At 53.9% G+C, this 20,701-nt stretch carries 18 protein-coding genes; 17 read left to right on the forward strand and 1 reads right to left on the reverse strand.

Annotation, left to right across the window (positions count from 1 at the left end):
• The first annotated feature begins 173 nt into the window (after positions 1-173).
• From pxpB to nei, 7 genes are all read left to right on the forward strand, one after another.
• Positions 174-830, forward strand: coding sequence for a 5-oxoprolinase subunit PxpB (gene pxpB / locus LJN55_RS06335; RefSeq protein WP_212813902.1), 657 nt, complete (start codon positions 174-176; stop codon positions 828-830).
• Entirely contained in the window at positions 824-1,762 is a 939-nt protein-coding gene (pxpC, locus tag LJN55_RS06340) for a 5-oxoprolinase subunit PxpC (protein WP_227535874.1), read from the forward strand. Before pxpB ends, pxpC begins: the two co-directional genes overlap by 7 nt.
• The gene (pxpA, locus tag LJN55_RS06345; protein ID WP_133845528.1) at positions 1,746-2,483 is read left to right on the forward strand and encodes a 5-oxoprolinase subunit PxpA; all 738 of its coding nucleotides are present in this window, start codon (positions 1,746-1,748) and stop codon (positions 2,481-2,483) included. Before pxpC ends, pxpA begins: the two co-directional genes overlap by 17 nt.
• 64 nt (positions 2,484-2,547) lie before the next feature.
• Positions 2,548-3,276: a DUF969 domain-containing protein gene (locus LJN55_RS06350; protein ID WP_133845526.1), complete on the forward strand. Its 729-nt coding sequence runs from the start codon at positions 2,548-2,550 to the stop codon at positions 3,274-3,276.
• The gene (locus LJN55_RS06355; protein WP_227535875.1) at positions 3,276-4,265 is read left to right on the forward strand and encodes a DUF979 domain-containing protein; all 990 of its coding nucleotides are present in this window, start codon (positions 3,276-3,278) and stop codon (positions 4,263-4,265) included. Before LJN55_RS06350 ends, LJN55_RS06355 begins: the two co-directional genes overlap by 1 nt.
• Positions 4,266-4,272: 7 nt before the next feature.
• Positions 4,273-4,914 carry a pyroglutamyl-peptidase I gene (gene pcp, locus LJN55_RS06360; protein ID WP_159337431.1) on the forward strand — a complete coding sequence of 214 codons (642 nt, stop codon included), beginning with the start codon at positions 4,273-4,275 and terminating at the stop codon, positions 4,912-4,914.
• 16 nt (positions 4,915-4,930) lie between these two features.
• On the forward strand, positions 4,931-5,722 hold the full coding sequence (gene nei, locus LJN55_RS06365; RefSeq protein ID WP_227535876.1) for an endonuclease VIII: 792 nt from the start codon (positions 4,931-4,933) through the stop codon (positions 5,720-5,722).
• Positions 5,723-5,791: 69 nt separating this feature from the next.
• Here nei and LJN55_RS06370 read toward each other — a convergent pair whose 3' ends face one another.
• Positions 5,792-7,075, reverse strand: a complete 1,284-nt coding sequence (locus LJN55_RS06370) for a citrate synthase (RefSeq protein ID WP_133845518.1) — start codon at positions 7,073-7,075, stop codon at positions 5,792-5,794.
• 633 nt (positions 7,076-7,708) lie between these two features.
• Between LJN55_RS06370 and sdhC the strand changes: the two genes are divergently transcribed.
• The 10 genes from sdhC to cydB all read left to right on the forward strand — a co-directional run bounded on the left by sdhC (position 7,709) and on the right by cydB (position 20,689).
• The gene (sdhC, locus tag LJN55_RS06375; protein WP_133845516.1) at positions 7,709-8,098 is read left to right on the forward strand and encodes a succinate dehydrogenase cytochrome b556 subunit; all 390 of its coding nucleotides are present in this window, start codon (positions 7,709-7,711) and stop codon (positions 8,096-8,098) included.
• On the forward strand, positions 8,092-8,439 hold the full coding sequence (gene sdhD / locus LJN55_RS06380) for a succinate dehydrogenase membrane anchor subunit (protein ID WP_133845514.1): 348 nt from the start codon (positions 8,092-8,094) through the stop codon (positions 8,437-8,439). The genes sdhC and sdhD overlap by 7 nt, the downstream gene beginning before the upstream one ends.
• Positions 8,439-10,205 (forward strand): succinate dehydrogenase flavoprotein subunit, encoded by a 1,767-nt coding sequence (sdhA, locus tag LJN55_RS06385; protein ID WP_133845512.1) that lies wholly within the window; start codon positions 8,439-8,441, stop codon positions 10,203-10,205. Before sdhD ends, sdhA begins: the two co-directional genes overlap by 1 nt.
• Before the next feature lie 17 nt (positions 10,206-10,222).
• On the forward strand, positions 10,223-10,939 hold the full coding sequence (locus tag LJN55_RS06390; protein ID WP_133845510.1) for a succinate dehydrogenase iron-sulfur subunit: 717 nt from the start codon (positions 10,223-10,225) through the stop codon (positions 10,937-10,939).
• 232 nt (positions 10,940-11,171) lie between these two features.
• Positions 11,172-13,979, forward strand: a complete 2,808-nt coding sequence (gene sucA / locus LJN55_RS06395) for a 2-oxoglutarate dehydrogenase E1 component (RefSeq protein ID WP_227535877.1) — start codon at positions 11,172-11,174, stop codon at positions 13,977-13,979.
• 13 nt (positions 13,980-13,992) lie between these two features.
• The gene (odhB, locus tag LJN55_RS06400) at positions 13,993-15,216 is read left to right on the forward strand and encodes a 2-oxoglutarate dehydrogenase complex dihydrolipoyllysine-residue succinyltransferase (protein WP_133845506.1); all 1,224 of its coding nucleotides are present in this window, start codon (positions 13,993-13,995) and stop codon (positions 15,214-15,216) included.
• 94 nt (positions 15,217-15,310) lie between these two features.
• Positions 15,311-16,477, forward strand: a complete 1,167-nt coding sequence (gene sucC / locus LJN55_RS06405; protein WP_062748462.1) for an ADP-forming succinate--CoA ligase subunit beta — start codon at positions 15,311-15,313, stop codon at positions 16,475-16,477.
• Complete coding sequence (sucD, locus tag LJN55_RS06410; protein ID WP_062748464.1) at positions 16,477-17,349, forward strand: succinate--CoA ligase subunit alpha; 873 nt, start codon at positions 16,477-16,479, stop codon at positions 17,347-17,349. Before sucC ends, sucD begins: the two co-directional genes overlap by 1 nt.
• A 616-nt stretch (positions 17,350-17,965) precedes the next feature.
• A complete protein-coding gene (cydA, locus tag LJN55_RS06415; protein ID WP_133845504.1) occupies positions 17,966-19,534 on the forward strand; it encodes a cytochrome ubiquinol oxidase subunit I in 1,569 nt (522 codons plus the stop codon).
• A 15-nt stretch (positions 19,535-19,549) separates the two neighbouring features.
• Positions 19,550-20,689, forward strand: coding sequence for a cytochrome d ubiquinol oxidase subunit II (gene cydB, locus LJN55_RS06420; protein WP_227535878.1), 1,140 nt, complete (start codon positions 19,550-19,552; stop codon positions 20,687-20,689).
• Positions 20,690-20,701 lie beyond the last annotated feature (12 nt).

Consider the following 20,701-nt stretch of genomic DNA (forward strand, 5'->3'; position numbering starts at 1 on the left):
CCAATCGTTCAGCGCGTTCTGATGGAATGCGCTGAAGGTTGACTCCGTTACAACAATTCCGCATAACTGTTTGTCATATCTGCAATTAACCAGACTCACCTTCTTAGTGGCCATTCTGTTTTGCCATTGGAGTGAGTGGTTTTTTCCCTTTTCTTATTTTCAGGAGGCGCCTTTTGCAACGAGCACGTTGTTATCTGTTAGGCGAACGCGCAGTCGTACTGGAGCTGGACCCGCCAATATCGCTCGCCAGCCAGCAACGTATCTGGGGCCTGACGCAGCGATTGCAGGATCGCCCGGAAGTGATCGAAGTGGTGCCGGGTATGAACAACATCACCGTGATGCTCAGCGATCCACAGCAGACCGCGCTGGATGCGATTGAGTGGTTACAGCAATGGTGGGAAGCCAGTGAATCACTGACGCTGGAACCCCGGTTGATAGAAATCCCGGTGGTCTATGGCGGTGATTCAGGCCCGGATCTTAATGAGGTTGCCCGCCACAGTGGCATGAGTACGTCTGAGGTAGTGGCCTGCCATGCCTCGGTGGACTACGTGGTCTATTTTATCGGTTTTCAACCCGGATTTCCGTACCTCGGTGGGTTAGATGAGCGGTTGCATACGCCACGGCGCGCCGAGCCACGTGTACAGGTTCCCGCCGGTTCGGTCGGGATCGGTGGCAGCCAGACCGGTGTTTATCCGCTGGCAGCACCGGGTGGATGGCAGCTGATTGGCCACACTAAAACGGCACTTTTTACCCCGGATACGCACCCTCCGGTGTTGCTGCGTCCCGGCGACCGCGTGCGCTTTGTGCCGCAAAAGGAGGGGGTATGTTAAAGATTATTCGTGCCGGTATGAGCACCAGCATTCAGGATGGCGGCCGTGTTGGCTGGCGAAAATACGGTATCAGTCTGGGCGGCGTGCTGGACCATCCGGCGATGCAAACCGCCAATATGCTGGTGGGCAATCCCCGCGAAAGTGCGGTGCTGGAAATCACCCTGGGCCAGTTTTGTGCTGAATTCCAGCGCGATGGCTGGATAGCGCTGGCGGGGGCAGGCTGTCACGCCGAACTGGATGGTAAAGCCGTCTGGACCGGCTGGCGCACCGAGGTGAAAAAAGGCCAGCGTTTAACGTTGAGTTTGCCATTACGTGGGATGCGCAGCTATCTGGCTGTCAGCGGCGGTTACCGTGTTGATGAGCGGCTGGGATCGGACAGTACCGATTTGAAAGCCGGTCTCGGTGGTTTTGCCGGACGTAAGCTGGAAGACGGTGATATTTTGCCGCTGGGCGAACCGACACGCCAGTTCCACCAGCCGGCGGGGGTGCGTCAGTTGCTGTGGGGCAATCGGGTGCGTGCCATGCCAGGCCCGGAATATCATGAGTTCAGTGAAGACAGTCAGGAAGCGTTCTGGCGCACTGCCTGGCGGCTTAACCCACAGAGTAATCGTATGGGATATCGTTTACAGGGGCGGAAATTACAGCGTGATGCTACCCGTGACCTGCTCTCACACGGTCTGGTGCCTGGCGTGGTGCAAGTGCCACCTAATGGGCAACCTATTGTGCTGATGGCCGATGCCCAAACCACCGGGGGATATCCGCGTATTGCCTGCGTGATCGAAGCGGATCTTTATCATCTGGCGCAGTTGCGTCTGGGAGAACCGATCCATTTTGTGCACTGTACGCTGTCCGATGCCCTGCATGCCAAGAATGAGCAGCAGCGCTCACTGGATCAAATGGCCTGGGGGTTAGCAGATGAACGTCGATCTTAATGCCGATCTCGGGGAAGGAGCGGCATGTGACCGCGAGCTGTTGCAACTGGTCTCTTCAGCCAATATTGCCTGCGGTTTCCATGCGGGTGATGCGCAGACGATGTTGCAGTCCGTTCGCTGGGCACGGGAGTTCGGTGTCGCCATTGGTGCCCATCCCAGTTTTCCTGACCGTGAAAATTTCGGCCGTACGGCCATGCAACTTCCTGCAGAAACCGTGTATGCGCAGGTGGTGTACCAGGTTGGCGCGCTGAAAGCACTGACCGAAAGTGAAGGGGGCAGGCTGGTTCATGTTAAACCTCACGGGATGCTTTACAACCAGGCGGCCTGCGACCCGCAGCTGGCGGATGCGATTGCCGCAGCGGTTAACGCCGTTGATCCCGGACTGATGCTGGTCGGCCTGGCCAACAGCGAGCTGATTCGCGCAGGCGTGCGGCACGGATTAATCACCCGGCAGGAAGTGTTTGCCGACCGCGGTTATCAAACCGATGGCTCACTGGTTCCTCGTGGCCAGCCCGGTGCGCTGGTGGACAGCAACCAGCAGGCGATTACCCAAACGCTGGCGATGATTCAACAAGGGCAGGTTCAAAGCCTGAGTGGAGAATGGGTGAAGGTGCAGGCCGACACAGTGTGCCTGCACGGTGATGGCGCACACGCACTGGATTTTGCCCGACAGCTCCGGCAGGCATTCAGCCAGCAGCAGATTGTGGTGACCAGCTGCTAATACCGATTACTTATTATACGCCCTGACCACGGTTGGGGCGTTTTTTTCTGTTTCAGGAGTCAATATGGACGCTGCTGTTAATCTCTGGCCCCTTGCGGGGATAGCCGCCATCGTGGTGGGTTTTCTCTTACGGTTCAACCCGGTCATTGTGGTGGTGGTTGCCGGGCTGATCACGGGTCTGGCGGCACAGATGCCGATCGCCGATATTCTGGAAAAACTGGGTGCCGGGTTCCTTAATACCCGTAATTTACCGTTTATTCTGTTACTTCCTCTGGCAATCATCGGTTTGTTGGAGCGCAACGGTTTGAAAGAGCGTGCCCAGGCATGGATTGCGCGCATTCGAAGCGCCACGGCGGGCAGATTGATGATTGTGTATCTGTTTGCACGTGAAATTACCGCAGCGCTGGGGCTGACCAGCCTCGGCGGACATCCCCAAATGGTGCGTCCACTGCTGGCACCGATGGCGGAAGGTGCCGCTGAGAGCCGTTATGGCGAACTGCCTCCGGCGGTGCGCTACCGGCTTCGTGCTATGGCCGCCGCCACCGATAATGTCGGGCTGTTCTTTGGTGAGGATATTTTTGTCGCCTTTGGCGCGATTATCTTTATGCATAACTTTATGCAGGAGTCCGCGGGGATCCAGACCGAACCGTTGCATATTGCCCTGTGGGGGATCCCTACCGCGCTTTGTGCGTTTTTAATTCATGCAGTACGGTTGCATCGCCTCGATAAAACGCTGGCGAACGAGTTGAGTAAGCTGAATGCCAGTGCGCTGCAACAGAAGGGGGGACGCTAATGTTCCAGCAAAATTATCTGTACTGGCTGGCGGGCAGCATCCTGCTGGTGGTGGCGCTGATGTCGTGGCGTGATAAAACCAATCCCCGCCGACTGACGACCGGGTTGTTTTGGGCGTTGTATGGCCTGGTGTTCTTTGTGGGGGAATGGGCCACGGATCTGGTGGGGGCGCGTGCTCTGCATATCAGTATTGGCGTGGGGGTTGTCGTGATGGCGCTGATTGCCGGTCTGGGGGGCGTTAAGCTCGGCAGTTACTCACAGCGTACCCCGGAACAGCGTATTGAACGGGCAGAGCGCCTGGGGAACCGCCTGTTTATGCCTGCACTGATCATCCCGGTGGTCACCGTGATTGGGGTTCTGATGTTCAACAATATTCCTGGTCTGCAACAGACGGTCTTCGGGGCCGGGAATCATGCCACACTGGTTACGTTGTTCTCGATGTCGGTTGGCTGTCTGCTGGCATGGTTGCTGGCACTGAGGATGACGCGGGAATCCCCGGCACAGTCCTTACAGGAGGCCCGGCGTCTGCTGGACTCGATTGGCTGGGCATTTATCTTGCCGCAGATCCTGGCGACGTTAGGGCTGCTGTTCACCAGTGCGGGCGTGGGAACGGCAATTTCCCATCTGACCGAAAGTTACCTCGCCGTGGATAATCGCTTTATTGCGGTGGTCCTGTATGCGGGCGGTATGGCGTTGCTGACCATGGTGATGGGCAATGCCTTTGCGGCTTTCCCGATTGTGACGGCGGGCATCGGTATTCCCATTCTGGTGCTGCAACATCATGGTAATCCGGCCGTCATGGCGGCAATTGGGATGTTCTGTGGTTACTGCGGCACGCTGATGACACCGATGGCAGCAAACTTCAATATTGTGCCCGCCAGACTGCTGGAGTTGCCTGACCGTAACGCGGTGATCAAGGCGCAGATTCCGACGGGCGTGCTACTGTTAATAGCCAATATCTTCCTGTTGTATTTCCTGATGTTTTTTTGAGGAAAAAATGAAAACGGTACTGATTACAGGTTTTGAGCCTTTTGAAGGCGCGCGTATCAACCCCTCCTGGGAAGCTGCCAGCCAGTTAAATGAACGGATGATCGGCGGTGTGAAGGTGGTTGCCAGACAGCTGCCCTGTGTTTTTGGCCATTCGCTGGAAGTACTGGAGCAGGCGATTGACGAGCTGGATCCTGTTCTGGTGATTGCTGTGGCGCTGGCAGGGGGGCGTACGGATATCAGCGTTGAACGGGTAGCAATAAATATTGATGATGCGCGCATAGCGGATAATGCGGGTAACCAACCGATTGATGAACCCATTATCGTCGCGGGTCCGGCGGCTTATTTTTCAACCTTGCCGATTAAAGCAATTGTCTCCGGCATTCGTGAGGCCGGTATCCCTGCATCGGTTTCCCAAACCGCGGGGACTTTTGTCTGTAATCATGTCATGTATGGTCTGTTGCATCGCCTGCGGCGGCGTAAAGCACGGGCTGGGCTGATTCATGTGCCCTGTTCGCCCGAGCAGGCGATTGAGCGCCCGGGAACACCCAGCATGTCGCAGGCCTCGGTGGTGCTGGCGCTGGAAATGGCGATCAGTATTGCCTTGACGGTTGAAGACGATATCCGCCTCGAAGGCGGCGCAACCCATTAATTCAGAGTGAGGATCTATGCCTGAGGGCCCGGAAATCCGCCGAGCGGCGGATCAACTGGAAAAGGCAATACAAGGTAAGGTGTTAACCGATGTCTGGTTCGCATATCCGGCATTGCAAACGTATCAGCAGGCGCTGATCGGCGAACGTGTTGTCTCAATAGAAACCCGTGGGAAAGCCTTGTTGACCCATTTTTCAAATGGCCTGACGTTGTACAGCCATAATCAGTTGTACGGCGTCTGGCGGGTGGTGAAAACCGGCAGTCTACCGGAAGGAAAACGCATTCTGCGTGTTCGTCTGGCCGCGGCAGACAAGACGCTGCTGCTGTTAAGCGCATCGGAGATTGCGCTGCTGGATGCTGACGGGGTGGCCAGTCATCCCTTCCTGTTAAAGATCGGACCGGATGTCCTTGATATGTCGCTGACTGAAGAGACGGTGCGTGAGCGGCTGTTATCGCCGCGTTTTCGCCGCCGTCAGTTTAGCGGCCTGCTGCTGGATCAGGCTTTCCTGGCCGGGCTGGGTAATTATCTGCGCGTGGAGATACTCTGGCAGGCGCAGTTGGCCGCACACCATAAAGCAGAATCGTTAAACAAAGCCCAGCTTGATGCGCTGGTCGCCGCATTACTGGCAGTACCGCGTCTCTCTTATCAGACTCGCGGACAGGTGGATGAGAACCATCATCATGGTGCATTGTTTCGTTTTAAGGTATTTCACCGGGCAGGGCAGGCGTGTGAGCGCTGTGGCGGGATGATTGAGCGTACGATGCTGTCATCGCGGCCGTTTTACTGGTGTGCGGGATGCCAGAAATAAATCAGGGCGAGGCATGCCTCGCCCCAACGGGTCATATCTGCAGGAGTCGGGCATGCCCGACCCGGAAGATTATTTCTTGATGTTTGACGAGAAATCACGCTGATCGTAGCCAGTGTACAACTGGCGTGGACGGGCGATTTTTACACCATCGTCATGCATTTCTTTCCAGTGTGCAATCCAGCCCACGGTACGTGCCATCGCAAAGATAACCGTAAACATGGAAGACGGAATGCCCATTGCTTTCAGAATGATGCCTGAATAGAAGTCGACGTTTGGATAGAGTTTACGCTCAATGAAGTACGGGTCGTTCAGCGCAATGTGTTCCAGCTCCATCGCCACTTCCAGCAGGTCATCTTTCATGCCCAGCTCTTTCAACACTTCATGGCAGGTTTCACGCATCACGGTGGCACGCGGATCGTAGTTCTTGTAAACGCGGTGGCCGAAGCCCATCAGACGGAACGAATCGTTTTTGTCTTTCGCGCGGCGCAGGAACTCAGGAATGTGCTCAACGGTGCTGATCTCTTCCAGCATGCGCAGACAGGCTTCGTTGGCACCACCGTGCGCCGGTCCCCAAAGGGAGGCGATACCTGCAGCGATACAGGCAAACGGGTTGGCGCCAGACGAACCGGCGGTACGCACGGTAGAGGTTGATGCGTTCTGCTCATGATCGGCGTGCAGGATCAGAATGCGGTCCATGGCGCGTTCCAGCACCGGGTTCACCACATATTCTTCACACGGCGTAGAAAACATCATGTGCAGGAAGTTGCCGGCATAGGACAAGTCGTTGCGCGGATAGGCAAACGGCTGACCGATGGAATATTTGTAACACATTGCCGCCATAGTTGGCATTTTAGACAGCAGACGGAACGCAGCGATTTCACGATGGCGCTCAATGTTGACGTCCATAGCATCATGATAAAATGCCGCCAGCGCACCGGTAACACCACACATGACTGCCATCGGATGTGAGTCACGGCGGAAGCCACGGAACAGATGGTGAATCTGCTCATGCAGCATTGTATGGCGCGTCACAGTGAGTTTGAATTCTTCAAACTCTTTCTCGGTTGGTGGTTCACCATTCAGCAGGATGTAACACACTTCCAGGTAGTTTGAGTGCAGCGCTAACTGGTCAATCGGGAAACCACGGTGCAGCAGAATGCCTTCATCACCGTCGATATAGGTAATTTTAGATTCGCAGGATGCAGTAGAAGTAAAGCCGGGGTCAAAGGTGAAATACCCTTTGGAACCCAGATTCCGGACATCGATTTCTTCCTGACCCAACGTACCTTTCAGTACATCGAGCACGATAGGATCTTCGCCATCCAGGGTTAGTGTTGCTTTTTTATCAGCCATTTACAGTCTCCTTAGCGCCGTATTTTAGGGATCTTTATCACCAGGAAAGTCATATTCCCCAGCCTTGTGTCTGGCGCAGAAGGTCATCATCTCTGTGGCATCTTTTTGCGTGCAGGGTACAGAGTGACGGGCGCGTGCTGGCCGGGATGACATATTACTGATGCGTAGCATGGTTGTATAAAGACCCGGTTTGGTAATGACTTACGTTGTCGTCAAAACCTGATGCTTTATGGGTAATCCCAACCAATGTTACATAACTTGTGCTTAGGGGAAAGTGTATCCCCATAACTTTTGTGCATCATAGAACTTTTATTCGTCCGTTTGTAACAAGAATGTTGAACTTTTGTCAAATCAGATAATTAAAATTGTATCAATTATGAAAACCGTGAGAGTGATCACTGTTCCGCTGAAATGTTCCCAAAGAGTTTGTAGGGGAATTGTAATGAGAATGTGATCCACCTATACTGCCGCCAGGTCTCCGGATTTCCCCTGCAGTAGGAGCCACCCAGCGTTTCATACGCGTCGTTTTTGACACTGGACGTTGTAGTTTTGGTGCCTGGCGCGAATGGTCAACTTAGATAACGCTGTCTGACCCCCCTTCAGGACCGGAGGAAGCAAAATAAGAAAAGCTGTGTGGGCAAAACCGTGAAAAAACAAAGACCTGTCAACTTGGATCTCACTACGATCCGGTTTCCCTTAACCGCAATTGCGTCCATTCTCCACCGCGTGTCCGGCGTGATCACCTTTGTGTCGATCGGGATTCTGCTCTGGTTACTGGGTCTGTCTCTCTCTTCTCCCGAAGGCTTCCTTCAGGCTTCTGCCGTCATGGATAGCTTTATTGCCAAATTCATCATGTGGGGCATCTTAACCGCACTGGCGTACCATATCGCTGGCGGCATTCGCCATATGATGATGGACTTTGGTTTCCTCGGTGAAACCTTAGAAACGGGTAAGTTTTCCGCGCAAATTGCATTCGGTATCACTGTCGTGCTCTCAATCCTGGCTGGAGTCCTCGTATGGTAAGCAATGCTTCTGCACTGGGTCGCAACGGCATTCATGACTGGTTGCTGCTGCGTGCTGCCGCCATGGTTATGACCCTCTATGTGCTGTATATCCTCGGCTTTATCGTGATGTCAGGGACCCTGACCTATGACATCTGGCGTGGTTTTTTTGCCTCAAACTTCACGAAAGTCTTCACCCTTCTGACGCTGTTCTCCATTCTGGTGCATGGCTGGATTGGGATGTGGCAGGTACTGACTGACTACATTAAACCACTGGCGCTGCGCATGATGCTGCAACTGGTGATTGTGGTAGCCCTGTTGGTGTATGCAATTTATGGAACCGTTGTTGTGTGGGGTGCGTGATGAGTTTGCCAGTCAGAGAATTTGATGCCGTGGTTATCGGCGCAGGCGGTGCAGGTATGCGCGCCGCCTTACAGATTTCCCAATCGGGCCAGACCTGTGCCCTGTTGTCCAAAGTTTTCCCAACCCGTTCTCATACCGTTTCTGCGCAAGGCGGTATTACCGTTGCGCTGGGTAATACCCATGAAGACAACTGGGAATGGCACATGTATGACACGGTCAAAGGTTCCGACTATATCGGTGACCAGGACGCGATTGAATATATGTGTAAAACCGGTCCGGAAGCGATTCTTGAGCTGGAACATATGGGCCTGCCATTCTCCCGTCTGGATGATGGTCGTATTTATCAGCGTCCGTTTGGTGGCCAGTCGAAAAACTTCGGCGGTGAGCAGGCGGCACGAACGGCTGCAGCCGCTGACCGTACCGGCCACGCATTGTTGCATACGCTGTATCAGCAGAACCTAAAAAACCACACCACTATCTTTTCCGAATGGTATGCGTTGGATCTGGTGAAAAACGCCGATGGCGCGATTGTCGGCTGTACTGCGCTGAACATTGAAGATGGTGAAGTGGTGTACTTCAAAGCGCGTGCCACCGTGCTGGCGACCGGCGGTGCCGGACGTATTTACCAGTCTACAACCAATGCGCATATCAACACCGGTGACGGCGTCGGTATGGCATTGCGTGCCGGTGTACCAGTGCAGGATATGGAAATGTGGCAGTTCCACCCGACCGGTATTGCGGGTGCGGGCGTGCTGGTGACCGAAGGTTGCCGTGGTGAAGGCGGATATCTGCTGAATAAACACGGCGAACGCTTTATGGAGCGTTACGCGCCAAATGCGAAAGACCTGGCGGGTCGTGACGTGGTAGCACGTTCTATCATGATCGAAATCCGTGAAGGTCGTGGCTGTGACGGTCCGTGGGGTCCACACGCTAAGCTGAAGCTGGACCACCTGGGTAAAGAGGTGCTGGAAGCGCGTTTGCCGGGCATCCTTGAGCTGTCGCGGACCTTTGCGCACGTTGATCCGGTGAAAGAACCGATCCCGGTCATCCCAACCTGCCACTATATGATGGGGGGGATTCCAACGCGTGTGAGCGGTCAGGCACTGACGGTGAACGAGAAAGGTGAAGATGTTCTGGTTCCGGGCCTGTTTGCGGTGGGTGAAATTGCCTGCGTATCCGTCCACGGGGCTAACCGTCTTGGCGGCAACTCGCTGCTCGATCTGGTGGTGTTTGGCCGTGCTGCTGGTGTGCATCTGCAGGAATCCATTGCCGAGCAGGGTGAGCTGCGCGAAGCCACGGAAGAAGAAATTGACGCTTCTCTGGCCCGACTGAACCGCTGGAATAACAACGTCACGGGTGAAGATCCGGCAGATCTGCGTAAAGCGTTGCAGGCCTGTATGCAGAATAACTTCTCGGTCTTCCGTGAAGGTGATGCGATGGCGCGGGGTCTGGAAGAGTTGAAAGTGTTGCGCGAGCGTCTGAAGAATGCCCGTCTGGATGACCGTTCCAGCGATTTCAACACCCAGCGTGTTGAGTGCCTGGAGCTGGATAACCTGATGGAGACGGCCTACGCCACAGCGGTGTCAGCCAACTATCGTACGGAAAGCCGTGGGGCACATAGCCGCTTCGACTATCCTGAACGTGACGATGCAAACTGGTTATGTCACAGCGTGTATCTGCCGCTGACTGAAAGCATGACGCGCCGTGAAGTGAACATGCAGCCGAAACTGCGTGCGGCCTTCCCGCCGAAAGCACGTACATACTAGTTTGCGGAGATAACACCATGAGACTCGAATTTTCCATCTATCGTTACAATCCGGATGTCGATGATGCTCCGCGTATGCAGGAATACACGCTGGAGTCAGAAGACGGCCGTGACATGATGTTGCTGGACGCGCTGATGCGTCTGAAAGAGAAAGACCCGACGTTAGCGTTTCGCCGCTCGTGCCGTGAAGGGGTGTGTGGCTCTGACGGTCTCAATATGAACGGTAAAAATGGCCTTGCCTGCATTACCCCCGTTTCTGCGCTGGGTAATGGTAAACAGAAAATTGTGATCCGCCCGCTGCCCGGTTTACCGGTGATCCGCGATTTGGTGGTGGACATGGGGCAATTCTATGCTCAGTATGAGAAGATTAAGCCTTACCTGTTGAATAATGGGCAAAAACCACCAGCAAGGGAACATCTTCAGGAGCCGGAACAGCGTGAAAAACTGGATGGTCTGTACGAATGTATTCTTTGCGCCTGTTGCTCGACCTCATGCCCGTCATTCTGGTGGAACCCGGACAAATTTATCGGTCCGGCAGGTTTGCTGGCGGCATACCGTTTCCTGATTGATAGCCGTGACACCGAAACCGATGCGCGTCTTGATAATCTGAACGATGCTTTCAGTGTATTCCGCTGTCACAGTATCATGAACTGTGTGAGCGTATGTCCTAAAGGGCTAAACCCAACGCGTGCCATCGGCCATATTAAGTCGATGCTGTTGCAGCGGGGCGCTTAACACTGACGTACCGGGAGCCTGCGGGTTCCCGGTGTTTTACCAGGTCATCTTTGTAAGGTGTTTTCGGCAGAGTGAAGTTGCCGGAAACCCTTTGCAAAGGTTCCCTTACGGGCCGGTCGCTCGTATCGAAGAACCGTACCACGGTAAGCCGTTAACGCGGCGCGGGACTTGCAAAGGTTCCATTAACCAACCACGGCGAAAAAAAAAGCACAAATATGCTTAAGGGATCACAATGCAGAACAGCGCGATGAAACCCTGGCTGGACTCCTCCTGGCTGGCCGGCGCGAACCAGTCCTACATAGAGCAGCTCTATGAGGACTTTTTAACCGATCCTGACTCTGTCGATGTGGCCTGGAAGTCTCTTTTCCAGCAGCTTCCTGGAACTGGGGTTAGACCTGAGCAATTTCACTCCACCACCCGCGAGTATTTCCGCCGTCTGGCGAAAGATGCTTCGCGCTATACCGCCTCCGTCAGCGATCCTGAAACCAATGCTAAACAGGTTAAGGTACTGCAACTGATCAACGCCTTCCGTTTCCGCGGACATCAGCAAGCAAACCTCGACCCGTTAGGCCTGTGGAAGCAGGAAGCTGTACCGGATCTCGACCCAGCCTACCATGGTCTGAGCGAAGCCGATTTCCAGGAAAGTTTCAATGTCGGTTCCTTTGCCATTGGTAAAGAGACACTGAAGCTGGCGGATCTGTTTGCGGCGCTGCAGCAAACCTATTGCGGTTCGATCGGTGCGGAATATATGCACATGACCAACACCGAAGAAAAACGCTGGATCCAACAGCGTCTGGAATCGGTGGTGGGGCAGGCATCTTACTCTGTTGAAGAGAAAAAGGGCTTCCTCAAGCAGCTGACTGCAGCAGAAGGTCTGGAGCGCTATCTGGGCGCGAAATTCCCGGGTGCTAAACGCTTCTCACTGGAAGGCGGTGACGCGCTGGTGCCGATGCTGAATGAGATGATTCGTCATGCCGGTAAGAGCGGTACGCGCGAAGTGGTGCTGGGTATGGCACACCGCGGCCGTCTGAACGTGCTGATCAACGTGCTGGGCAAAAAGCCACAGGACCTGTTCGACGAATTCTCTGGTAAGCATAAAGAGCATCTTGGCACGGGTGACGTGAAGTACCATATGGGCTTCTCATCGGATGTGGAAACTGAAGGCGGCATGGTTCACCTGGCGCTGGCGTTTAACCCATCACATCTCGAGATTGTCAGCCCGGTGGTCATGGGATCTGTCCGCGCCCGTCTTGACCGTCTTGATGAACCTGCCAGCAACAAAGTCTTACCTATCACTATTCACGGTGATGCTGCCGTTATCGGGCAGGGCGTGGTGCAGGAAACCCTGAACATGTCGCAGGCCCGGGGTTACGAAGTGGGCGGTACAGTACGTATCGTGATCAACAACCAGATTGGTTTCACCACCTCAAACCCTAAAGATGCACGTTCAACTCAGTACTGTACCGATATTGGTAAAATGGTGCTGGCCCCGATCTTCCACGTCAACGCGGATGACCCGGAAGCGGTTGCCTTTGTCACCCGTCTGGCGTTGGATTTCCGTAACACCTTTAAACGCGACGTGTTTATTGATCTGGTCTGTTATCGCCGTCATGGCCATAACGAAGCTGATGAGCCAAGCGCCACGCAGCCTGTGATGTACCAGAAAATCAAGAAACACCCGACGCCGCGTAAACTCTATGCTGACAAGCTGGAAGCCGAAAAGGTCGCCAGCCTGGAAGATGCCACGGAAATGGTCAACCTGTACCGTGATGCTCTGGATGCAGGTGAGTGCGTGGTACCGGAATGGCGCCCAATGAGCCTCCACTCTTTCACCTGGTCGCCGTATCTAAACCATGACTGGGATGAAGGCTACCCGGAATCTATCGAACTGAAGCGTTTGCAGGCACTGGCAAAACGCATCAGCACGGTACCGGAATCTGTCGAAATGCAGTCCCGTGTGGCCAAGATTTACAACGATCGCGCTGAAATGGCGGCCGGAAATAAGCCGTTCGACTGGGGCGCAGCAGAAAACCTCGCGTACGCCACGCTGGTGGATGAAGGCATTCCATGCCGTCTTTCCGGCGAGGATATGGGGCGCGGTACGTTCTTCCATCGTCATGCGGTTATCCATAACCAGGCGAATGGGTCGACCTACACTCCGTTACAGCATGTGCATAACGGGCAGGGCATCTTCAAAGTATGGGACTCCGTGCTGTCAGAAGAAGCCGTGCTGGCGTTTGAATATGGCTATGCCACCGCAGAACCGCGCACCCTGACCATCTGGGAAGCACAGTTCGGTGACTTCGCTAACGGGGCGCAGGTCGTTATTGACCAGTTCATCAGCTCCGGCGAGCAGAAGTGGGGCCGTATGTGTGGCCTGGTGATGCTTCTGCCACATGGCTATGAAGGTCAGGGCCCTGAGCACTCCTCTGCGCGCCTGGAGCGTTACCTGCAACTTTGTGCAGAGCAGAACATGCAGGTTTGCGTGCCGTCTACACCTGCGCAGGTTTACCACATGCTGCGTCGTCAGGCGCTGCGCGGTATGCGCCGTCCGCTGGTGGTGATGTCACCGAAGTCATTGTTACGTCATCCGCAGGCGGTATCTTCACTGGAAGAGTTGGCCAGCGGAGCGTTCCTGCCTGCCATTGGTGAAATCGACAATCTCGACCCTAAAGACGTCAAACGTGTCGTACTGTGTTCCGGTAAGGTGTATTACGACCTGCTGGATAAACGTCGTAAGAATGAGCAAACCGACGTCGCTATCGTGCGTATTGAGCAGCTTTATCCGTTCCCACACAAAGCGGTGCAGGATGTGTTGCAGCAGTATTCTCACGTGCATGATTTTGTCTGGTGTCAGGAAGAGCCACTGAACCAGGGTGCATGGTATTGCAGTCAGCATCACTTCCGCGAAGTCGTGCCGTTTGGGGCTTCATTACGTTATGCCGGTCGCCCTGCATCTGCATCTCCGGCAGTTGGCTATATGTCCGTTCACCAGCAGCAGCAGCAAGATCTGGTTAATGACGCGCTGAACGTTGAATAATTAAGGAAATAGAATGAGTAGCGTAGATATCGTTGTTCCTGACCTGCCTGAATCCGTGGCAGATGCCACCGTGGCAACCTGGCACAAAAAACCGGGCGACAGCGTCAAACGTGACGAAGTGCTGGTAGAAATTGAAACAGACAAAGTGATTCTGGAAGTGCCTGCCTCGGCGGATGGCGTACTGGAAGCTATCCTCGAAGATGAAGGCGCCACCGTGGTGTCTCGTCAGGCGCTGGGTCGCTTGAAAGAAGGTAATAGCGGCGGCAAAGAAACCTCTGCCAAAGCCGAAGCCAAAGAGGCGACCCCTGCGCAGCGCGCAACGGCCTCACTTGAAGAAGAGAGCAACGATGCGCTCAGCCCGGCGATTCGCCGTCTGATTGCCGAGCACAGCCTTGACGCTGCCGCAATCAAAGGCAGCGGCGTGGGTGGTCGTATCACCCGTGAAGATGTGGAAAAACATCTGGCAAATGCTCCGGCGAAAGCTGCTGAAGCGAAAGCGGCACCTGCTGCTACCGCACCGGCTGCTTCTCTGGGCAACCGCAGCGAGAAGCGTGTGCCAATGACGCGCCTGCGCAAGCGTGTGGCTGAACGCCTGCTGGAAGCGAAAAACAGCACGGCAATGCTGACCACGTTCAACGAAGTCAACATGCAGCCCATCATGGCACTGCGTAAGCAGTATGGTGATGCCTTCGAAAAACGTCACGGTGTGCGTCTGGGCTTTATGTCCTTCTACATTAAAGCCGTTGTTGAAGCCTTGAAACGCTACCCGGAAGTGAATGCGTCCATCGATGGTGAAGAAGTGGTGTATCACAACTACTTCGACGTCAGCATTGCGGTTTCCACACCGCGCGGCCTGGTGACTCCGGTGCTGAAAGATGTTGATGCTTTGAGCATGGCTGACATTGAGAAGAAAATTAAAGAGCTGGCAGTGAAAGGACGCGACGGTAAGTTGACTGTTGACGAACTGACTGGCGGTAACTTCACCATTACTAACGGTGGTGTTTTCGGTTCCCTGATGTCTACCCCGATTATCAACCCGCCGCAGAGCGCGATCCTGGGTATGCATGCCATTAAAGATCGCCCAATGGCGGTGAATGGCCAGGTCGTTATCCAGCCAATGATGTATCTGGCACTCTCTTACGATCACCGTCTGATCGATGGCCGCGAATCAGTGGGCTATCTGGTGGCGATCAAAGAGCTGCTGGAAGATCCGGCGCGTCTGCTGCTGGATGTCTAAACCCCTGGGGTACGGCAGTATATTGTCGTACCCAACCCTATGTGTAGCCGCTTCTGGCGGCTAAGTCTTTTCAGACCTGAATGGATAGAACATCATGAACTTACACGAATATCAGGCAAAACAGTTGTTTGCACGGTATGGTTTACCGGCACCAACCGGTTATGCCTGCACCACGCCACGCGAAGCAGAAGAAGCCGCCTCTAAGATTGGTGCCGGCCCGTGGGTAGTGAAATGTCAGGTTCATGCCGGTGGCCGCGGTAAAGCGGGCGGTGTGAAAGTGGTTAACAGTAAAGAAGAGATCCGCGCTTTCGCTGAAAACTGGCTGGGTAAACGTCTGGTGACCTACCAGACTGACGCACATGGCCAGCCGGTTAACCAGATTCTGGTGGAATCCGCGACCGATATCGACCAGGAACTGTACCTGGGCGCAGTCGTTGACCGTGGCACCCGTCGCGTGGTGTTTATGGCGTCAACCGAAGGCGGCGTGGAAATTGAGAAAGTGGCGGAAGAAACCCCGCACCTGATTCACAAAATGGCGCTGGATCCCCTCACCGGGCCACAGCCTTACCAGGGTCGTGAGCTGGCGTTTAAACTAGGTCTGACTGGTAAGCAGGTTGGTCAGTTCACCAAGATCTTTATGGGTCTGGCAACGCTGTTCCTGGAGCGTGATCTGGCGCTGGTTGAGATCAACCCGTTAGTGATCACTAAGCAGGGCGACCTGGTTTGCCTGGACGGCAAGCTGACGGCTGACGGCAATGCTTTGTTCCGCCAGCCAGAGCTGCGCGAAATGCGCGACCCAAGCCAGGAAGACTCCCGCGAAGCACATGCAGCGCAGTGGGAACTGAACTACGTGGCGCTGGAAGGTAACATCGGTTGTATGGTCAACGGTGCGGGTCTGGCGATGGGTACGATGGACATCGTGAAACTGAGCGGTGGCCAGCCTGCTAACTTCCTTGATGTTGGCGGCGGTGCGACCAAAGAGCGCGTGACCGAAGCCTTTAAAATAATCCTGTCAGATGACGCGGTGAAAGCGGTCTTTGTTAACATCTTCGGCGGTATCGTTCGCTGCGACCTGATTGCTGACGGCATTATCGGTGCGGTGGAAGAAGTGGGTGTAAACGTGCCGGTGGTGGTGCGTCTGGAAGGGAACAATGCCGAGCTGGGTGCCAAAAAACTGGCAGACAGCGGCCTGAATATTATTGCAGCAACCAGCCTGAGCGATGCGGCGCACCGTGTTGTTGCCGCAGCGGAGGGTAAATAATGTCTATTCTGATTGATAAAAACACCAAAGTTATCTGCCAGGGCTTCACCGGTGGTCAGGGGACTTTCCACTCCGAACAGGCGCTAGCCTATGGTACTCAGCTGGTCGGCGGTGTAACGCCAGGTAAAGGCGGCACTGAGCATCTGGGTCTGCCGGTATTTAACACCGTGCGCGAAGCGGTAGAAGCAACAGGTGCGACAGCATCCGTGATTTACGTACCGGCTCCGTTCTGCAAAGACGGTATCCTGGAAGCGATTGAAGCGGGCATTAAGCTGATCATCACCATCACTGAAGGCATCCCAACGCTGGATATGCTGACCGTGAAAGTGAAGCTGGATGAAGCCGGTGTGCGTATGATCGGTCCAAACTGCCCGGGTGTTATTACCCCGGGAGCCTGTAAGATCGGCATCATGCCTGGCCATATTCACCAGCCAGGCCGCATTGGCATCGTGTCCCGTTCCGGTACGCTGACCTATGAAGCCGTGAAGCAGACGACAGATATTGGTTACGGCCAGTCTACCTGCGTCGGTATCGGTGGTGACCCGATCCCAGGCTCTAACTTCATCGATATCCTGAAGCTGTTCCAGGATGACCCACAGACCGAAGCCATCGTCATGATTGGTGAAATCGGCGGTAGCGCAGAAGAAGAAGCTGCTGCGTTTATCAAAGAGTACGTGACTAAACCGGTAGTGGGTTACATCGCCGGTGTGACGGCGCCTAAGGGCAAACGTATGGGGCACGCAGGGGCTATCATCGCAGGCGGTAAAGGCACAGCAGACGAGAAGTTTGCAGCGCTGGAAGCAGCAGGCGTGAAAACCGTGCGTAGCCTGGCTGATATCGGCGAGGCCGTAAAAGCGGTACTGCCACAGTAATACGCTTGTTTACTGCAATACAGGCCACCTGAGGGTGGCCTTTTTTATGGTTGTCTGCCACACTTTTTACTGTTAGTGATTAACGTTAAATTATTATTAAAGCTCTCAGATGTAATTTAACGTTAAATTGCCACTCCATTGTTTTTATATTTTAACCTTCCCCCTGTAATCGCATACAAACCTTTAACAAACAAACCTTGCTACCACAATATATGAGATCTCAATCTTAATTTAGATCAAGAAAAGCAGACTTATTTATTGGGTATATTACTGGAGTCTTTGTGCGTTTTTGGTTTAAATTGCGCTACATCAAATTCAGGTTGTTTCCGCTATCTCATTAAAAGTTGATACAGCCTGCTAAAAATAATACTGTCGTCACAAAACCACTTTAAACCTGTGTGTATAAAGGCGTATTATGGAAGTCGGGATGTCTTTCTGGATCTTCTAAGGTTGTTACTAACCCTTTTAGCCCTATGGCTGGGATGATTCCCTGTGTCAGGAGACACTTTACGGGATTACGTTTTCTTTTTTATTTATTGGGATGTCTCCAGGTAATTCTGAGTAATTTACTCGGGTATTCTTCTGTCGGAACCCACTTGCGGAGCAAGGAGTCAGAATGTTTGATATTGTCGAACTGTCGCGATTACAGTTTGCTTTGACTGCTATGTACCATTTTCTGTTTGTGCCTTTAACGCTGGGTATGGCGTTTTTACTGGCCATTATGGAAACGGTATATGTGTTGTCGGGTAAACAAATCTACAAAGATATGACCAAGTTTTGGGGCAAGTTATTTGGTATTAACTTTGCCCTGGGTGTTGCAACCGGGCTTACGATGGAGTTTCAGTTCGGCACTAACTGGTCTTATTACTCGCACTATGTGGGTGATATCTTCGGTGCCCCGCTGGCCATTGAAGGCCTGATGGCATTCTTCCTTGAGTCGACCTTTGTCGGGCTGTTCTTCTTCGGCTGGGATCGCCTGGGCAAAGTACAGCACATGGCCGTGACCTGGCTGGTGGCTCTCGGTTCCAACCTCTCCGCATTGTGGATTCTGGTGGCAAACGGCTGGATGCAGAATCCAGTGGCCTCTGAGTTTAACTTCGAAACGATGCGTATGGAGATGGTCAGCTTCTCCGAACTGGTATTAAACCCGGTAGCACAGGTGAAATTCGTGCACACCGTGGCAGCCGGTTATACCTGTGGTGCGATGTTTATTCTGGGCATCAGTGCTTACTACTTGCTGCGCGGCCGTGATATCGCTTTTGCCAAACGTTCATTCGCGATTGCTGCCAGCTTTGGTATGGCCGCTATCCTGTCTGTTATCGTACTGGGTGATGAATCGGGCTATGAAATTGGTGATGTGCAGAAAACCAAGCTTGCCGCGATAGAAGCCGAGTGGGAAACGCAGCCAGCGCCGGCCGCCTTTACACTGTTCGGTATCCCCGATCAGGAAGCACAGAAGAATAACTATGCTATTCAGATCCCCTGGGCGCTGGGCCTGATCGCGACCCGTTCCGTCGACAAACAGGTCACCGGTTTGAAAGAGTTGATGGAGCAGCATGAAGTGCGCATCCGTAACGGGATGAAGGCTTACCAGCTGTTGCAGGAACTACGTACCGGCAACCAGGACCCAGCCGTGCGTACTGCATTCAATGCGGCCAAACAGGATCTGGGCTATGGCTTGCTGTTGAAACGCTATACAGCGAACGTTGCGGATGCCAGCGAAGCTCAGATCCAGCAGGCAACGAAAGATTCGATTCCCAGCGTTGCTCCACTCTACTTCTCCTTCCGCATTATGGTCGCCTGTGGCGTGTTGATGTTACTGATTATCGGGCTGTCATTCTGGACCGTTATTCGTAATCGCATTGGTAAATGCCCACTCCTGCTGAAATGCGCGCTGTACGGCATTCCGCTGCCGTGGATTGCGATTGAATCTGGCTGGTTTGTTGCGGAATATGGCCGTCAACCCTGGGCGATTGGTGAAGTGCTGCCCACCGCTGTAGCGAACTCATCACTGACTGTAGGCGATCTACTGTTCTCGATGGGGCTGATTTGTGGTCTGTATACGCTGTTCCTGGTGGCTGAAATGTACCTGATGTTCAAGTTTGCCCGCCTGGGTCCTAGCAGCCTGAAAACCGGACGCTATCACTATGAGCAGTCCAGCATCGCCTCGCAGCCGGCACGCTAAGACAGGAGTCCATACATGTTAACTTATGAAGAATTGCGCTTTCTCTGGTGGTTGCTGATTGGTATTTTGCTGATCGGTTTTGCAGTCGCTGACGGTTTTGATATGGGCGTTGGCATGCTGACCCGCATCCTGGGGCGTTCTGATACTGAACGCCGTATTATGATCAACAGTATCGCCCCACACTGGGACGGTAACCAGGTCTGGTTGATCACGGCTGGTGGTGCATTGTTTGCTGCCTGGCCGATGGTTTATGCCGCTGCGTTTTCCGGTTTTTATGTGGCGATGATCCTGGTGCTGGCCTCATTATTCTTCCGTCCGGTCGGGTTTGACTACCGCTCCAAGATTGAAGATATGCGCTGGCGCGGGATGTGGGACTGGGGGATTTTCATCGGCAGCTTTGTCCCGCCGCTGGTCATTGGTGTCGCCTTTGGTAACCTCTTACAAGGTGTACCTTTCCACATCGACAACGATTTGCGCCTGTTCTATACCGGCAACTTCTTCCAACTGCTGAATCCGTTTGGTCTGCTGGCGGGGATTGTCAGTCTGACGATGATCCTGACCCAGGGTGCAACGTATTTGCAGATGCGCACCGTCGGTGAATTGCATCTGCGTACCCGTAAAGCCGCGCAGATTTCTGCTGCCGTGATGATGGTCTGCTTCGCGCTGGCGGGTGTCTGGGTGGTGTACGGCATTGATGGTTATGTGGTGACCTCGGCACTCGATCATAACGGTGCGTCTAATCCACTGGTGAAAGAAGTCAGCCGTCAGGCGGGTGCCTGGATGGTGAACTTCAATAATGCGCCGATTCTCTGGGCCATTCCGGTGCTGGGCGTGGTACTGCCGTTACTGACTATCCTCTTCTCGCGTATTGAGAAAGGGGCCTGGGCGTTCCTGTTTTCTTCACTGACGCTGGCCTGTGTCATTCTGACGGCCGGTATTACGATGTTCCCGTTCGTTATGCCATCCAGTACCGTACCGAATGTGAGCCTGACCATGTGGGATGCTACGTCGACGGTATTGACACTCAACGTCATGACCGTGGTAGCGGCTATCTTTGTGCCAATTATCCTGGCTTACACAACCTGGTGTTACTACAAAATGTTCGGCCGTGTGACCAAAGAACAGATTGAAAATAACAGTAATTCTCTCTACTAAAGAAGGAGCGAC

Source organism: Erwinia rhapontici (genome assembly GCF_020683125.1).
Classification (GTDB): Bacteria; Pseudomonadota; Gammaproteobacteria; order Enterobacterales; family Enterobacteriaceae; genus Erwinia; species Erwinia rhapontici.

Excerpts from the sequence above, each read along its gene's own strand:
- pxpC (WP_227535874.1), top strand. The coding sequence starts at position 824 with ATGTTAAAGATTATTCGTGCCGGTATGAGCACCAGCATTCAGGATGGC.
- pxpA (WP_133845528.1), top strand. The coding sequence starts at position 1,746 with ATGAACGTCGATCTTAATGCCGATCTCGGGGAAGGAGCGGCATGTGAC.
- LJN55_RS06350 (WP_133845526.1), top strand. The coding sequence starts at position 2,548 with ATGGACGCTGCTGTTAATCTCTGGCCCCTTGCGGGGATAGCCGCCATC.
- LJN55_RS06355 (WP_227535875.1), top strand. The coding sequence starts at position 3,276 with ATGTTCCAGCAAAATTATCTGTACTGGCTGGCGGGCAGCATCCTGCTG.
- pcp (WP_159337431.1), top strand. The coding sequence starts at position 4,273 with ATGAAAACGGTACTGATTACAGGTTTTGAGCCTTTTGAAGGCGCGCGT.
- nei (WP_227535876.1), top strand. The coding sequence starts at position 4,931 with ATGCCTGAGGGCCCGGAAATCCGCCGAGCGGCGGATCAACTGGAAAAG.
- LJN55_RS06370 (WP_133845518.1), bottom strand. The coding sequence starts at position 7,075 with ATGGCTGATAAAAAAGCAACACTAACCCTGGATGGCGAAGATCCTATC.
- sdhD (WP_133845514.1), top strand. The coding sequence starts at position 8,092 with ATGGTAAGCAATGCTTCTGCACTGGGTCGCAACGGCATTCATGACTGG.
- sdhA (WP_133845512.1), top strand. The coding sequence starts at position 8,439 with ATGAGTTTGCCAGTCAGAGAATTTGATGCCGTGGTTATCGGCGCAGGC.
- LJN55_RS06390 (WP_133845510.1), top strand. The coding sequence starts at position 10,223 with ATGAGACTCGAATTTTCCATCTATCGTTACAATCCGGATGTCGATGAT.
- sucA (WP_227535877.1), top strand. The coding sequence starts at position 11,172 with ATGCAGAACAGCGCGATGAAACCCTGGCTGGACTCCTCCTGGCTGGCC.
- odhB (WP_133845506.1), top strand. The coding sequence starts at position 13,993 with ATGAGTAGCGTAGATATCGTTGTTCCTGACCTGCCTGAATCCGTGGCA.
- sucC (WP_062748462.1), top strand. The coding sequence starts at position 15,311 with ATGAACTTACACGAATATCAGGCAAAACAGTTGTTTGCACGGTATGGT.
- sucD (WP_062748464.1), top strand. The coding sequence starts at position 16,477 with ATGTCTATTCTGATTGATAAAAACACCAAAGTTATCTGCCAGGGCTTC.
- cydA (WP_133845504.1), top strand. The coding sequence starts at position 17,966 with ATGTTTGATATTGTCGAACTGTCGCGATTACAGTTTGCTTTGACTGCT.
- cydB (WP_227535878.1), top strand. The coding sequence starts at position 19,550 with ATGTTAACTTATGAAGAATTGCGCTTTCTCTGGTGGTTGCTGATTGGT.